This is a genomic window from Enterococcus sp. 7F3_DIV0205 (assembly GCF_002141365.2).
Lineage (GTDB): Bacteria > Bacillota > Bacilli > Lactobacillales > Enterococcaceae > Enterococcus_L > Enterococcus_L palustris.
Map to the genome: position 1 here is coordinate 3,595,932 of NZ_CP147244.1, position 15,826 is coordinate 3,611,757.

Below are 15,826 nucleotides of genomic sequence, written 5' to 3' on the forward strand. Positions count from 1 at the left end.
TTTATCGATATATAATTAACCAATTCGTTATGCCATTGTTGGCTTTATCTAGAATTCACGTAAATATTTTTATACTATGTAAGAAGTAGGAGGAAAATTTTAAATGGGCAAACTTACAAGAATTCTTTTAGAAGCTGATTTTAATTATTTTAGGTACAGTGCTGTGAAAATGACGGTCATTGTTTTTTTCCTAGTCAGTTACTTCATGTTAATCATTATTACAGCAAATCGTGTTTTAGATACAGAATACGAACCATTTGAGTTTGTAATAAGCTTTATAATAAGTTGGTTTGTTTTTAGTTATTTATTTGAAACGCTGTATAAAAAACTATTTTCTAATAAAGGTAGAATTTTATCTGGTCAGGGTTTCATAAAACTTTGGATAAATAAAGAAGAAATACTTATTAATAAAGGGCAAATTACAAATATAAAAGCACAAGTTAGCTCGCATAGATCAAGATATGGTGGACGGTCAACTAGCACAAAATTGATTATTTATACAATGATGGGGAAGTTTCATTTACGAATGATCAAGCAATTTATGAGGTAGATAAGGTTTTGAAAGTTGTATCTTCAATCAAAAGAAAATGAGCGTATAATAAAATGTGTTTATTTAGGAGATAGATGATTTTAACCATCAAAGGCAAGGTAGGGGGATTAAAAAACTTAATCAAGATCATTACTGCAGAAAGCTTTACATTAAATCATGATAAAGTACAAATTCTAATCACTTTGCATTCTTTACCCAACTATTTACCGACTGAAAACCAAGAGGTCACTTTTTCGGAAACAGAATCACTTCTAAAAACCTATGACCAAAGTAGTTTGGAGTATTTACTGGAAAAAAGTGAACCAGAGCAAAAAAGAATTTATTCAAAGTTATGAAAAAATTCTGCTGCTGTATGTTAATAACCACTCAGAAATCAAGGTTTTGGTAGGCTTGATTTCAAAGGAAATTGATTATCTGTTTGCCTATTTATTATTTGAGACGAAAAAAGACTAATAGCTGATTTGTTATACGATTAAATGTGAATAAAGCACCGTTTTAAAGTGCGTTAATGTGCTAAAGCTAACTTTAAAGCGATACTTTATTCTTCTTTTCATTTATTCTATAGTTATTTTCCCAAATTTATTTTTTTGATAATCCCAACTATAAGGTTTAGGAATCCCCATTTTAGTAGGCTCGATATACAGTGTCAACCAAATTTCGTAAGCATCATTCGTTAAACTATACTGAAAGTTTTGCGCGATTAAATTTGACGAATGATGTGGGGTATCTTCATGACTAGCAGTATATCCTTTGTATGAATAATATTCTGGAACCAATAAAGAAAAATTGATTTCATTACCAGAAAGAACATGATTGAAATCTATCGTACGGGTTACATAGGCTGGATTATTTTTTTCAATGTCTGAAGTAGATGTTACATTGACTTCATGAGTTTTTCCATACATCAACCTTAAATAGCCCTTGTTCGGGATAGGAAGATCTTCAGATTCGTTAAGAACAACTTGCTTTGTGTGTAGTAGTAACTCTGCATAAAGTGTTACATCAGGTGTAGCAAATGACTCCCCTTTATCCCAAGTGTAAGAGATTTCAGGATTCACAATACTTGGTTTTTGTGCATCTGTGATTACGCTCAAATTTTTAATAGTAAGACCTTCAGTCTTGCTGCTATCTGCAATTGTCGGTAATGGCGAGACTGTTTCGTGGCTATTATCATAATAGTCATAGACTTTTATATTGGCATGCTCATATACAGTACTCATGCTTTCGTTTTTCGCTGATTGTAATGGTAATTTGTAATCATCTGCATAAATTACAATCCCTGTTGCTGTATCCACTACGGTATTTTTTGTTGTTACAAATACCCATACTCGATTAGTGACTTTGGTTGGTTCATTTCCCAATCCAACCCAGTTACCTCCACCAATCCCACTACCACCAGGATCTAAGTCGTCATCATCATTTTCTCCTGGCTTAGAACCGTTAGGCCCACCTGTAGAACCAGAATTTGATACAATTTCGATTGTAACATCAACAGGATATGGTTTTGCTTCTGTTGCTTCTTGTAAAGTCTTTAGTTGTTCTGGATTTACAGTGACTTTTTCTGAGAACTTTTTGTTTTTTCCATCTTCATAAATTTCATGTGTGACTTGATTCCAAATCTTAGTTTGAGCCAGCTCTTTGAAGATATTTTCAGAAGGGATGTCATTTTTGACACTTTTCAAAGGGATACTGAAATTTTGTGCATCTAGATAAATTTCATTGTCTTTAATAGTTTGGTCAGTAATAGCATCAACCCATCGAGAAGCTGAGCTTAACTGCTTTTGACTGTCTCCAATAAAATAAGTTACTGATTGTGGTCCTGCGTTAACCAAGTCAACACCTAGAGCTGACCAGTCAATTGGTAAATCCAAGTTCTCAAAGTTTTTGTTGATTCGTTTATTCAACCAGACCTGTCGTTCTTGGACTGTCTCTCCTAAAATCGGATTTTTTAAATCGGTAGTATCTGTTACTTTTATAGCTTGTGGATCTGAAATATTTCCATTTTTTGAACCTGTTAATAGCCAATTATCAAGAACTTTCTGGTCGCTTAAATCTGGGACGTCAATATTCAGAGTAACGTTTCCTTTGGCAAAGATAGCAGGTGAAAAATCTTCTTTATGAATAACACTGCCGTATAGACCCATAAAATAGGGACTGTAACTAGGATTAGATGGTAGTGTAGGTATACCAAAATTAGTTGCTGTTGTAGAACCAGATATAAAATATTTATCCCGATCTACTCGATCAACGTAATTAATCAATACATTTTTATTGACTGGATTTGGTGTTAAATTTTCAATTTTGAAACTTTCTTCTGAGTTTATTCCTTTCATTACGCCGAACACAATGAAATTACCTGATACATCATAAAAACCTTTAAAATCATCTTCTAATAATGATGATGCGTATCCATAGAAACTAACTGAATTATCATCATTGACAGCTATCTTCAAATAAGTTTCTTTTGGAAAAGTTCTAATTGTTTTAGTTGTTTCAGTGTCAAAATTATATTGTTTTATATAACTTTTTGCGCCATCTTTTATAAAATAATAAACAAAAGAATCTTCCACTTTAATGACATACCCTTCATCATATCCAGTTGAGTTTCCTTTGGCAATTTGATCAGGTAATATCGTTTTTTTTCTGGCCCCGGAAGCATCAAATATTTGAATAGTACTGACTAATGAAGTATCAATGTTAACAAAATGATCGTAGTAATTGATGATTGAAAAATAATCTCCGTTGGCTAATTTTATAATATCCATCGGGATGATGTGGGATAAGTTAGTTAGTGATCTTCCTTTTTCTTTATAATAATCCATGATTTCATTTGGAGTATTATTATCTAAAGAAAGATCGTACGTTGCTATTCTGCTTTCAATATTAAATGTACCTACTGGTATTTTAAAGGGTGAAAGAGTACCAGGTTTTGTATCACTGACAAAGCCCCCAATGAAAATATCCCCATTATGACTATCTTTACCAAAGAATCTAATTTCATGTGGTGTACCAAATTCTTTTACGAGTTGAGTAGCTGGATGACTGGTCACGGATAACTGTCCGTTAGCAGTTTTTGTTAAGTCTATTTCAAAAAAAAGCTCAGCTCTAGGAGCATTACGTGGCGTTTTAAAACCATAGGAAAGGTAGGTACCAGTTGGGGTTTTTTCTAACATCCCATTCAATCTGCTGTAGCCTTGTAGACCAGGATCTATTTCATCATAAGAATTCTGAACAGCTCCATTTTCATCAACTTCTACAAAAGTAATTGAACCTCCTCTTGATTTTTGTGTTCCACGTAATGCAATTAGATAGTTTCCGTTATCTAACTTTTGGGTTGCTATAGGCGTGATAGCTCTATCTTTATTCGACCATAGATTGATATCTCCTTTATTCAAAGTTCTAGTTGCCAAATTATTTTGAACAAAATCGTGATAATTTAAATTATTTTTTAATTCTGCTTCGTGTAATCGAGTAGAAATTTTCGGTATACTTAATGGTGTATCAGTATCTTTATCAATAATAATAGTACTGTTATTTTCTTCCTTCTTCGCTTCAATATTAGTATTGGTATTAAGAATCATAATGGTTGATCCAATGACAATTACACCAATAATTCCTGCAAAGAGATAATTCCATCTCAGCTTTTTCACCAATGAACGACTCCTATCTTTCTTTAAAATCATGAAGATCAGTATACTAAATCAAGTAGTCAGTATTCGAATGCAGATAGTAGAGAATCTACGGACTTGAATTGAGTGGAAAAATAGCGGAATAGAACGTTATCTCTTGTTGGAAAATATGAGAAATTCGAATAGCTTTTATAGCGTATTTAGTTAGTTGCATCTTCATAGTTTTAGTATAAAGAATCCAATCGTTTAAAGTCAACAATAATATTGTGTATTTGTTACTTAAGGTAATCAAAATTTTATAAATAGAAAATAATTATAATTATAGAAGTGTGTGGAAATTAAAAAACAAGAATTTTGATTTAGTAATAATTTATGGGAACGATAGTTGCTAAAAATGTTTTTTAAAAGGTTAACGTATGGTTACTTCAAGAATTTATTTTTTATTTCGCTTCTTATCACCTAAAATGTTTACATTTATTCAGTGATAGTGTACTATTTAAAGGTATGCATAACATAAATTCATGTATAAAATTAAGTTATTCGGAGGGAAACAAATGTCTGCGAAATGGGAAAAAAAAGGCACCAATGATGGTGTGTTAACTTTTTCAGTTGATCAAACTCTAATTGAAAAAGGCTTGAAACAAGCATTCGATAAAGTCAAAAAAAATCTTAACGTTCCAGGATTCCGTAAAGGAAAAGTGTCACGTCAAGTATTCAACCGTATGTACGGCGAAGAAGCATTATATGAAGATGCTTTGAACGCAGTTTTACCAGAAGTATATGAAGCGGCTATCAAAGAAGCTGGAATCGATCCAGTATCTCAACCTAAAATCGATGTTGAAAGCATGAACAAAGGTGAAGATTGGGTCGTAACTGCTGAAGTAACTGTAAAACCTGAAGTTAAATTAGGGGAATACAAAAACTTAACAGTTGAAAAACAAGACCGTGAAGTGACAGACGAAGACGTTGATGCGCGCATCCAACGTGAATTAGAATCACAAGCTGAACTTGTAATCAAAGAAGACGAAGCATCTGTTGATGGCGATACTGTCGTAATCGACTTTGAAGGATTTAAAGATGGAGAAGCATTTGAAGGTGGAAAAGGCGAAAACTATTCACTTGAATTAGGTTCAAACTCTTTCATCCCAGGTTTTGAAGAACAATTAGTTGGTAAAAAAGCTGGAGAAGATGTTGAAGTAAAAGTAACATTCCCAGAAGACTACCAAGCAGAAGATTTAGCTGGTAAAGAAGCTGTTTTCCAAGTAAAAGTTCACGAAGTAAAAGCAAAAGAATTACCAACATTAGATGATGAATTTGCGAAAGACGTTGACGATTCAGTTGAATCATTAGACGAATTAAAAGAAAAATATCGTAAAGAATTAACAGAATCTAAAGAAACTGCTGCAACAGAAGCAAAAGACGAAGCTGCTATCCGTCAAGCTGTTGACAACGCTGAAATCGTTGACCTTCCACATGTAATGGTACATGACGAAGTTCACCGTTCAATGGATGAATTCTTAAACAACATGCAACGTCAAGGAATTGCTCCAGATATGTACTATCAATTAACTGGAACAACAGAAGCTGACTTGCACAAACAATTTGAAGCAGAAGCAGAAGTTCGCACGAAAACAAACCTTGTGATCGAAGCGATTGCTAAAGCGGAAGACATCGAAGTATCTCAAGAAGATATGGACAATGAAATTAAAGAATTATCAGAACAATACAACATGCCGATCGATCAAGTGAAAAAAGTCTTGACAGAAGATATGTTAAAACATGATATCCGCATGAAACGTGCAGTAGAAGTGATTACTGAAACGGCAACTGAAAAATAGATAGAATTAAAAGAGGTTGGGTCAGAAGTGTTTAACCCTGAGAAATAAGATTGGATTCACGAATATTGCTCTTCAAATTTTTGTGAATTTCAACTTATTTCCGAAGGGGTTGCTTCTGATCCAACCGTTTATTCGGATTTAGAGCCTGGAACAAAACTGATTTTTAGTTTTGTTTCAGGCTCTTTTTAGGCTAAATAAAGAAGCAGTTATGTTAAAATCAAGTTGTAGCCAATGTCTTGTCCAGCCACTGGATCAAAGCATGATAAGCTTGAAGGCCTTCGTTTTTAGTAAGATCACCGTCGAAATCATGTGGGAGCTTTTCAACTTCTTCATAAGTAACGTTGGCGATTTTTGTATTGGCAATACGAGATGATTCAACAGGCACATCTTGATCAGCTGAACTGTGAGCTAAAAATGTAGGAGGCAATTCAGCTAGCTCTGCGTCTGTTAGACTAAATGTTTCTTTTTCACTAGGAGTGTTAACAAGGTAACTTAACCAGTTACCAAATTGTCGTCCAGATAAATAAAGTGAAAAGCGTTCATTAATAGAAACTTCAGCAATCGGTTTAGAACGGATCAGTGCTTGAGCATTTAAAGGAGCTATTTTAGGAAATTGATTATAATAACTACTTGGTTGGTTGAAAGAAGCGCTAGTCAAATCATAATAGCCATAAAAACTAATTAGTCCTTTCTGCTCCTGACGAGGATAACGGGCAGACAACAAATAGCTAAGGAAACCGCCTGCCGAACGACCAAATAAGAAATAATTTGAATTTTCCAAGCCCAAAGTTGTTTGATGATTTTGCAAGAACCAATCAATGGCATCTGTTAAGTAAGTATAAATAGTTGGAAGTTTAACTTCAGGTGCTAAAGGATAATCGACAGTCAATAAATTATAATCGTTCTCAACTAAAAGCTCACAGTATGCTTCTGGCAAATCATCCCGAGTTCCATAAAGAAGTCCACCACCATGTAAATAAATGAGTGTGGCTTTGCTGGGAGATGTGCGTTGTTTTGAGTAAAAAGTCATAGATAAATCTGTCTCATCTAGCTTGCTGTAACAAAATTCTTGTTTTATCATAAAAAGTCCTCCTAAATTAAAGTTGACTAGGTACAAATAGTTTTGATGTGGAAAGTAAAAATATTGAATGTAATTCATTTTAGTTGCAGGTTTATTTTATCATTTTTCTGAAAAGTTATCTTAGAGTATAGACAATTTCACTAACTTATTTCTATTTTAACTCAAATAAACCTAGCCTTTATGTTTAATGCGCACAAAGATAGGAGTTAATTTGTGAAAAGTGTATAGTGTGTGAAAACTGGCAACCGCTTACAATGGTTATGATAATAAAAGAGGGAGATGTATCTAATGGATTTAAAAAAAGTTTTGCAAGAAAATATTGATCAAATTTCTAATATTGGTAACGATCCTACAGGCGGCATGACACGTTTACTGTATTCTGATTCTTGGTTGGAAGCGCAAAAAACTGTGAAAGAAAAATTGGAAGCGATTGGTATGACTGCTTCATTTGATGAAATCGGCAATCTATTTGGTAGAGTAGAAGGAACAGAGCATCCGGAAGAAACGATTTTATCAGGTTCTCACATTGATACAGTTGTCAATGGTGGAAACTTAGATGGTCAATTTGGTGTGATCGCAGCTTATGTGGCAATCCAATATTTATTAGAAACACACGGCAAACCAAAACGTTCATTAGAAGTCATCTCGATGGCAGAAGAAGAAGGCAGTCGTTTTCCAACTGTGTTCTGGGGTAGTAAAAATTTCGTTGGTGAAGCGAAAAAAGAAGATGTTATCGAAATCGCTGATTTTGAGGGATTAAAGTTTGTTGAAGAAATGCAACGTCATGGCTTTGACTTTAGAGATGAAAGTAAAGCGGCTAGAGATGATATCAAAGCATTTGTGGAAATTCATATCGAACAAGGAACTGTTCTTGAGAAAGAACACTTGCAAATTGGTGTTGTAAATAATATTGCGGGACAAAGACGCTATACGATCGTTCTAAAAGGTGAAGCTAATCATGCTGGAACGACTCCGATGGGCTACCGTAAAGATGCCGTTTATGGTTTTGCTAAAATCTGTTCCGAAGCAATCGATCGTGCCTTAGAAGTGGGGGATCCGCTAGTATTGACTTTTGGGAAAGTTGAACCTAAGCCAAACACTGTAAACGTAGTGCCAGGTGAAGTTTTATTTACAATGGACTGTCGTCATACTGATAGCGAAGAGTTGCATGCGTTTACGCAAGAAATTGAAGAATTAATGAAAAAAATTGCCGCTGAACATGGTCTAGAAATCGATATTGATTTATGGATGGATGAAGCACCAGTACCAATGAATGAAGAGATCGTCACAGCAATTGAGACAGCTGCTATTGCTGAAAACATGAAATATAAAGTAATGCATAGTGGAGCAGGGCATGATTCTCAAATCATTGCACCACATTTCCCAACGGCTATGATTTTTGTACCAAGTATTAATGGTATCAGTCATAATCCAGCAGAAGCGACAGATATCGATGACTTAGTTAACGGTGTCAAAGTATTAGCTAGCGCATTGTATGAGTTAGCGTATAAATAAAAGAAAGTAGGAAAAATAAAAATGGGCTATAAAAATAATCAAACAGGTTATCTAGATGGTTTGTTATCATCTAGAGCTGTGATCAAAAAAAATAACTATGCATTGATTCCTCATGATGGATTAGTAAATAATGTGATTCCAGGTTTTGAAAATTGTGATTGTTCGATTTTGGGTTCTAAACAATTGGGCGCAAATTTTGTTGACTATATCATTACAATGCACAAAGACGGTAAAAACCAACGTGGGTTCGGTGGCGAAGGTGTGGAAACGATTGTTTATGTGATCGATGGCGCTTTAAAAGTTAACGATGGTAAAGAAACTCATGAACTGACCAAAGGCGGCTATGTCTATTTACCAGCAAGCACATTGATGTATTTGGAAAATGGTCAAGAGGACGATACAGAAATTTTCTTATACAAAAAACGTTATCAACCACTAGAAGGTTATGAAGCACATAAAGTTGTCGGTAATGTAAACGATATGGAACCAATCGAATATGAAGGCATGAAAGATGTTCTTTTATGGGACTTTTTACCTAAAGACTTAGGTTTTGATATGAACTTCCATATTCTTTCATTTGAACCAGGAGCTAGTCATGGTTATATTGAAACACACTATCAAGAACATGGTGCTTACTTACTTTCTGGGCAAGGTATGTATAACTTAGACAATGAATGGATGCCAGTCGAAAAGGGAGACTATATCTTTATGAGTTCATATGTTCAACAAGCAGCCTATGCTGTGGGACGTGATGAACCATTGATGTACGTTTATTCAAAAGACTGTAACCGTGATCCAGAAATTTAATTTAATGAAGAGGAAGTTTAAGAATGAATGAAACTGTTGTAGTGAAACCAGAAGAGTTGCATGACCTGATTGAAAAAAAATTAACAAAAGCTGGTTTAAAACCAGAACATGCAGATGAAGTGGCGACACATTTGGTATTTGCGGATGCGTGTGGTATCCACTCACATGGTGCCGTTAGAGTAGAATATTATGCAGAACAAATCGATAAAGGCGGCGTAACGCTTGATCCAAAAATCGAATTTGAAGAGACTGGACCAAGTTCGGGAATCGTTCATGGTAAAAACGGAGCAGGACAATTCGTCGCAGATGTTGGATTAGGTTATGCGATTGATATGGCAAAAAAATCAGGAGTTGCTGCGGTTGGGATTTCTAAAATCAGCCATAGTGGGGCGTTATCCTATTATGTAAAAAAAGCAGCTCAACAAGATTTAATCGCAATTGCTATGTGTCAATCTGATCCAATGGTCGTACCATTTGGTGGTAAAGAAAATTATTTTGGGACAAATCCGATTGCGTTTGCCGCACCAAGAAAAGGGCATGAGCCAGTTGTTTTTGACATGGCAACGACTGTTCAAGCTTGGGGAAAAGTGTTGGATGCACGTTCTAAAAATAAAGAGATCCCTGATACTTGGGCAGTTGATAAAGAAGGAAAACCTACAACTGACCCTCATAAAGTCAATGGATTATTACCGATTGCAGGACCCAAAGGCTACGGCTTGATGATGATGGTCGATATTTTATCGGGTATGCTTTTAGGATTACCATTTGGGAAACATGTTTCTTCTATGTATGACGATATAAGTAAAGGGCGAAATGTTGGTCAAATGTATATTTTGATCGATCCAAAACGCTTCACTGATTTAGAGTTGTTTAAAGAATCAGTTGACGGCATGGTAGAAGAGTTACATGCGATTCCAGCAGCAGATGGATTTGAGCAAGTATATTATCCAGGAGAAATCAATCAAATCAATTATGAAAAATCATTAACTGACGGCATCGACATTGTTAAAGACATTTATGATTATCTAAAGAGTGACACACTTCACTATGATCGATATGAAAATACAAATGCTTTTGGTGAGAAGAAATAAGATTTGTTCGGAACTAAGATGCATCAAAAAATGTTGTTGGTTTATATACGTATTAGCGAAGCGTAACGTTGTTACCGTATATCATCTAGCTATGCGGGCTAGTCTCTCGGGAAAAAGATAAATTATGAATGAGGCAAAAAACACCTCAGTCATAATTTCCTGTTTTCCAGTCGAGACTGAACGAACCCGCTACGCTTTAAAATAAGGAGGCGTTTTAAAATGAGAGTAAAAAAAGCGGATTTACATCAACTGATCAAAGATAAAATACAAAAAGCTGGTTTGTCAGAGGAACATGCAGGAATCGTAAGTGATGTTTTGACATTTGCAGATGCACGAGGAATTCATTCTCACGGTGCGATGCGTGTGGAATATTATTCAGAACGAATTGCCAAAGGCGGCATCACCAACGATCCTACATTTTCTTTTAAACAAACAGCTCCAAGTTGTGGTATGTTTGAAGGCGATAATGGTTCTGGTTTTGTTGCAGCAGAAAAAGCCATGGATCTAGCAATCGAAATGGCAAAGAAAAATGGTGTAGCTGTTGTTGGAGTCCGCAATATCTCTCATAGTGGAGCGCTTGCTTACTATGTGGAAAGAGCGGCTGAACAAGATATGGTAGCCCTTTCTGTTTGCCAATCTGACCCAATGGTTGTACCATTTGGAGGTAGTGAACCTTACTTTGGTACAAACCCAATTGCTTTTGCAGCACCAAGTAATGATGATCGAGTGATTACCTTTGATATGGCGACTACAGTTCAAGCATGGGGGAAAATTTTACATGCGCGTTCCAAAAAAGAAGCGATTCCAGATACTTGGGCAGTCGATGCTAAAGGAAATCCAACCACGGATTCGACAGCCGTTAATGCGTTGTTGCCGATTGCAGGACCAAAAGGGTATGGTTTAATGATGATGGTCGACATTTTATCTGGTATTTTACTAGGCGTGCCATTTGGCAAACATGTTTCTTCCATGTATCATGATTTATCTAAAGGTCGTGAATTAGGTCAGCTTCATATCGTGATCAATCCAGAGTTCTTTATTGGAATTGATACATTCAAAAAGAACATTTCAAAAATGTTGGATGAGCTAAAAGAAATCAGTCCAAGTCCAGGATTTACAGAAGTTAATTATCCTGGAGAGCGAGGACGAGCTCGTGAGAAAAACTATGAAGAAAACGGGATTGAAATCGTAGATGATATCTACGAATATTTGATCAGTGACGATATTCATTTTGATCGTTACGATCACAAAAATAAGTTTGCAGAATAATCATTTTGTAAACTAAATTATCTAGCTTTGCGGGCTAGTTATTCGGAAGAAAGATAAACGATGTTTACAACCAAAAGTATCATAAGCATCGTTTTCTTTTAAGAATGAATGAGACCGCTAAACTTTTAAACAGATGGAGGAATTTTAATGCTGCATACAATTATCAAAGCGAATAGCTATCAAGATTCTATTGTCTTGATGTTATTGACGAACAAATTAAATACAATCGATGGCGTTCAAAATGTTTCAGTAATGATGGGGACACCTGCCAACAAAGATATCTTTAAAACAGGTGGATTGTACACAGATGAATTAGAAAAAGCATCATCAAATGATATGGTGATCGTTTTAGATATCGAAGATGATTCATTGATCGATCAAGTTTTAACAGAAATCGATGTATTTTTGGAAGAGCAAACAAAAGGCGGCGGCGATACTACTGGTGAAGAAGTCGTAAAAACGTGGGATAAAGCATTTGAACTTGGCAAAGATGCTGGCGTAGTTGTTTTCTCTATTCCTGGTACGCATGCAGCACTTGAAATTGAAAAAGCGTTAGATGAAGGCAAACATGTTTTCTGTTTTAGTGATAATGTTGCAATCGAAGATGAAAAACGTCTAAAAGAAAAAGCACATGATGCAGGTTTGTTATTAATGGGACCTGACTGTGGTACTGGTATCATCAACGGTATTCCTGTTGCATTTACAAATGCAGTTCGTAAAGGGAAAATCGGTGTTGTCGGAGCTTCAGGAACAGGTATTCAGGAAGTGACAACGATCATCCACAAATTAGGTGGTGGGGTAACAAACGCTATTGGTACTGGCGGACGTGACTTAAAAGCTGAAATTGGTGGAATCACATTAAAAGATAGCATTATGACGTTAGAGAAAGATCCTAATACAGAAGTGATTGTTGTTATCTCTAAACCACCTGCACCAGAAGTTCGCGACGAAGTATTAAACTTGTTGAGAAGTGTCTCTAAACCAGCTGTAACAATTTTCTTAGGTGAAAAACCAACTTCTCATGAAGAAAATCTTTATCGTGCTTATACACTAGAAGAAGCAGCACAAACAGCCGTTCAATTATTGAATAAAGAAGCTGTTAAAGCTGTGAAAGAAACATTAACAGTTCCAGCTCATTCTTTCAAACCTGAACAAAAATATGTTAAGGGATTATATTCTGGTGGAACTCTTGCTTATGAAGCAGCAATGTTGATCAAAGAAGGTTTAGCCTTAACAGGTGATGAACACGCGCCAGAAGGCTTTATCTTAAAAAATCATGGACATGAAATTATTGACTTAGGTGATGATGTATATACACAAGGCAAACCACATCCAATGATCGATCCAACGAAGCGTAAAGAAATGCTAGAAGAAGCAGGAAAAGATCCTGAAACAGCGATTATTTTGTTAGATGTTGTGCTAGGCTATGGATCTCATGCGAATATGGCGCAAGAATTAGCTCCGACAATCAAAGATATCAAAGCAAATGCAGCTGCTGATGGCAGAGAATTATTTGTGATTGGTACGATTGTTGGAACAGATGAAGATCCTCAAAATATCCATGAGCAAGAAACAATCATGAAAGATGCTGGTGTGATTCTTTGCGATAGTAACGCACAAGCCGTTCGTTTAGCGTTAGCTATTTTAGATCATCCATTAACTCAAACAGATAAAGCAATCGAAGCAGCACCTGCAGTGACTCCAGTTGCAATTGAACCGACAGAAGAAATGTTGGCACTGTTGACAAATCAAGGATTTATCAATGTTGGTCTACGTAGTTTTTCTGAAGCCATCATTAATCATGGCGGTAAAGTTGTTCAATATGACTGGCAACCAGTTGCAGGTGGAAATATCACGCTTCAAAAAGCATTACAGTTCTTAAATAAAGTGGAATTAGGTAAATAAGGGGGAGTATCAAAATGTCATACAAAACTATCGATGAAGCAAATCAGGCTGTGGCCGCAAAAATTGTTGCTGGCTCTCCTTTCTTATTAGACGTAGTTTCAGCAAAATCAGTAATCAAAGAATTAAATGAAGGGAAAGTCCTACTACATGCAGGACCTCCGATCACTTACGATAAAATGGTTGATCCAATTCAAGGAGCGTGTGTAGGTGCAGCATTATTTGAAGAATGGTGTGAAACCGAAGAAGAAGCAAGAAAGATGCTAGAGTCTGGCGAAGTAAAATTAATTCCGTGTCACCACGTGAACGCTGTTGGACCAATGGGAGGAATTACTTCTGCTAATATGGCTGTTTTAGTCGTTGAAAATAAAACAGACGGCAATCGCGCTTTCTGTACGATGAACGAAGGAATTGGTGCAGTGTTACGTTTTGGTGCTTATTCTGATGAAGTAATCACTCGTTTAAGATGGATGAGAGATACGCTAGCACCTGTTTTAAGTGCTGCATTGAAAACCAAAGAAGATGGCTTAAATATCAATGTTTTAGTGGCAAAAGCAATCGCTATGGGGGATGAGTTCCACCAACGTAATATTGCTGCATCCCTAGCTTTCTTAAAGGAAATGGCACCGATTATCGTTGGATTAACTGAAATCGACCAAACAAAACGCGAAGAGGTTGTTCAATTCTTGGCAGATACGGATCAATTTTTCCTAAATATCATGATGGCCTCAGCGAAAGCTGTTATGGACGGAGCTAGACAAATCCAAGAAGGAACAATTGTTACAGCTATGTGTAGAAATGGTCATGAGTTTGGTATCCGTATTGCTGGAATGGGAGACGAATGGTTCACAGGACCAGTTAATACACCTCAAGGACTATACTTCTCAGGATTTAGTGAAGCCGATGCTGCACCTGATATGGGAGATAGTGCTATCACTGAAACATTTGGTGTTGGTGGTATGGCAATGATCGCAGCACCTGCAGTAACTCGTTTCGTTGGTTCAGGTGGTTTCTATGATGCCTTGAATACAAGTAATGAAATGACGGAAATTTGTATTGACACGAACCCTAATTTCCCAGTTCCAACTTGGGACTTTAAAGGAATTTGTCTAGGAATTGACGCAAGAAAAGTTGTAGAAACGGGTATTCTTCCAGTAATCAATACAGGAATCGCAAATAAAAAAGCTGGTTTAGGTCAAATTGGTGCAGGAACAGTAACACCACCGATCGACTGCTTTGAAAAAGCTGTTTTAGCTTATGCAAAAAAATTAGGTTTTACAGAATAAAAGGTGAAGATATTGTTTGTTAATGCTTGTTTTATTGATCAGATTCTTTTAAAGAATGAATTTGAAGAACAAAAATGGTTTGTTCATAGCAAATATAAGAATAGTTTCAATATTCAAGATGAAAGGAAACAACAGTTAGTGGTCATCACGACCACTAACTATCCTTTTATGCCGAATGGTATTTATTTGGAGTCTAATGATTTTACCCAACTATTAGCAACAATTGAAACGGGTGAATTAATTAATTGGAAACAAAAGTGTTTGCATTTTTCTAAAAATCATCTATTACTAACGCATGGAAAACACTATTCCTCAGACGTTGAGATAATAGGAGATCTGGTGGAGAAAAGTCGAGAAAGCCTGTTTTCATATGCAAATTCAATTGTAAAAGAAACTGGAAGTAAGCATTCTTTGTATCAATTTTTAGAAGAAGTACATCCATTTAAAGAAGCTGTTGATCGATTATGTTGTGAAGATCAGTTACAGCAAAAAGCAGGACTTGATTTTCTTTTAGGTAGAGGTTTGGGCTTGACCCCTTCTGGCGATGATATGATCGTTGGACATCTTGCGGCAAGACGGCTATTGAATCAAGAAAGCTCCATACTAACGAATCTATTACTTACTGAACTGTCATCAGAACACGCTGTGACGACAGATATCAGCAAGCATTATTTGTTATGCGCATTATCAGGACGATTCAGTGAACCAGTTCTTAAATTAATAGAAGCATTAACGACAAATAGCAGTGAAAAAGAAATCGAAGAAATCGTAAAAATGGTCATTTCAGTAGGACACACATCTGGTGTTGATTTATTGGCAGGCTTAATAACTACAATCAAATTACTTAGTTGAAGGAGG

Annotated in this window: 12 protein-coding genes; 10 read left to right on the plus strand and 2 right to left on the minus strand. The window is 35.9% G+C overall.

The window, feature by feature from the left end; genetic code table 11:
• The first annotated feature begins 103 nt into the window (after positions 1 to 103).
• Together A5821_RS16805 and A5821_RS16810 are read left to right on the plus strand one after the other, a co-directional pair.
• Positions 104 to 550: a hypothetical protein gene (locus A5821_RS16805; protein ID WP_086312102.1), complete on the plus strand. Its 447-nt coding sequence runs from the start codon at positions 104 to 106 to the stop codon at positions 548 to 550.
• A gap of 74 nt (positions 551 to 624) precedes the next feature.
• Positions 625 to 885 carry a hypothetical protein gene (locus A5821_RS16810; protein WP_249921804.1) on the plus strand — a complete coding sequence of 87 codons (261 nt, stop codon included), beginning with the start codon at positions 625 to 627 and terminating at the stop codon, positions 883 to 885.
• Between the two features lie 219 nt (positions 886 to 1,104).
• Here the strand turns inward: A5821_RS16810 and A5821_RS16815 are convergent, their stop codons facing one another.
• On the minus strand, positions 1,105 to 4,200 hold the full coding sequence (locus A5821_RS16815) for a hypothetical protein (protein WP_139844029.1): 3,096 nt from the start codon (positions 4,198 to 4,200) through the stop codon (positions 1,105 to 1,107).
• 533 nt (positions 4,201 to 4,733) lie between these two features.
• Here A5821_RS16815 and tig point away from each other — a divergent pair.
• A complete protein-coding gene (gene tig / locus A5821_RS16820) occupies positions 4,734 to 6,017 on the plus strand; it encodes a trigger factor (RefSeq protein ID WP_086312104.1) in 1,284 nt (427 codons plus the stop codon).
• 217 nt (positions 6,018 to 6,234) lie between these two features.
• On the opposite strand, the gene A5821_RS16825 is transcribed toward tig, so the two are convergent.
• Complete coding sequence (locus tag A5821_RS16825) at positions 6,235 to 7,098, minus strand: alpha/beta hydrolase (protein ID WP_086312105.1); 864 nt, start codon at positions 7,096 to 7,098, stop codon at positions 6,235 to 6,237.
• 288 nt (positions 7,099 to 7,386) lie between these two features.
• Between A5821_RS16825 and allC the strand changes: the two genes are divergently transcribed.
• The 7 genes from allC to A5821_RS16860 all read left to right on the plus strand — a co-directional run bounded on the left by allC (position 7,387) and on the right by A5821_RS16860 (position 15,820).
• On the plus strand, positions 7,387 to 8,613 hold the full coding sequence (allC, locus tag A5821_RS16830) for an allantoate deiminase (RefSeq protein ID WP_086312106.1): 1,227 nt from the start codon (positions 7,387 to 7,389) through the stop codon (positions 8,611 to 8,613).
• Positions 8,614 to 8,634: 21 nt separating this feature from the next.
• Positions 8,635 to 9,420 (plus strand): (S)-ureidoglycine aminohydrolase, encoded by a 786-nt coding sequence (gene allE, locus A5821_RS16835; RefSeq protein WP_086312107.1) that lies wholly within the window; start codon positions 8,635 to 8,637, stop codon positions 9,418 to 9,420.
• Between the two features lie 23 nt (positions 9,421 to 9,443).
• Entirely contained in the window at positions 9,444 to 10,511 is a 1,068-nt protein-coding gene (gene allD, locus A5821_RS16840; protein ID WP_086312108.1) for an ureidoglycolate dehydrogenase, read from the plus strand.
• A 219-nt stretch (positions 10,512 to 10,730) separates the two neighbouring features.
• Positions 10,731 to 11,780, plus strand: a complete 1,050-nt coding sequence (gene allD, locus A5821_RS16845; RefSeq protein ID WP_086312109.1) for an ureidoglycolate dehydrogenase — start codon at positions 10,731 to 10,733, stop codon at positions 11,778 to 11,780.
• Between the two features lie 147 nt (positions 11,781 to 11,927).
• Entirely contained in the window at positions 11,928 to 13,685 is a 1,758-nt protein-coding gene (fdrA, locus tag A5821_RS16850; protein WP_086312110.1) for an acyl-CoA synthetase FdrA, read from the plus strand.
• 14 nt (positions 13,686 to 13,699) lie between these two features.
• A complete protein-coding gene (locus A5821_RS16855; RefSeq protein ID WP_086312111.1) occupies positions 13,700 to 14,968 on the plus strand; it encodes a DUF1116 domain-containing protein in 1,269 nt (422 codons plus the stop codon).
• A 3-nt stretch (positions 14,969 to 14,971) separates the two neighbouring features.
• Positions 14,972 to 15,820, plus strand: coding sequence for a DUF2877 domain-containing protein (locus A5821_RS16860; protein WP_249921805.1), 849 nt, complete (start codon positions 14,972 to 14,974; stop codon positions 15,818 to 15,820).
• Positions 15,821 to 15,826: the final 6 nt, after the last annotated feature.

Coding starts and splice junctions, on each gene's coding strand:
- A5821_RS16855 (WP_086312111.1), top strand. CDS start 13,700: ATGTCATACAAAACTATCGATGAAGCAAATCAGGCTGTGGCCGCAAAA.
- allC (WP_086312106.1), top strand. CDS start 7,387: ATGGATTTAAAAAAAGTTTTGCAAGAAAATATTGATCAAATTTCTAAT.
- fdrA (WP_086312110.1), top strand. CDS start 11,928: ATGCTGCATACAATTATCAAAGCGAATAGCTATCAAGATTCTATTGTC.
- allE (WP_086312107.1), top strand. CDS start 8,635: ATGGGCTATAAAAATAATCAAACAGGTTATCTAGATGGTTTGTTATCA.
- A5821_RS16810 (WP_249921804.1), top strand. CDS start 625: ATGATTTTAACCATCAAAGGCAAGGTAGGGGGATTAAAAAACTTAATC.
- allD (WP_086312108.1), top strand. CDS start 9,444: ATGAATGAAACTGTTGTAGTGAAACCAGAAGAGTTGCATGACCTGATT.
- allD (WP_086312109.1), top strand. CDS start 10,731: ATGAGAGTAAAAAAAGCGGATTTACATCAACTGATCAAAGATAAAATA.
- A5821_RS16825 (WP_086312105.1), bottom strand. CDS start 7,098: ATGATAAAACAAGAATTTTGTTACAGCAAGCTAGATGAGACAGATTTA.
- A5821_RS16805 (WP_086312102.1), top strand. CDS start 104: ATGGGCAAACTTACAAGAATTCTTTTAGAAGCTGATTTTAATTATTTT.
- tig (WP_086312104.1), top strand. CDS start 4,734: ATGTCTGCGAAATGGGAAAAAAAAGGCACCAATGATGGTGTGTTAACT.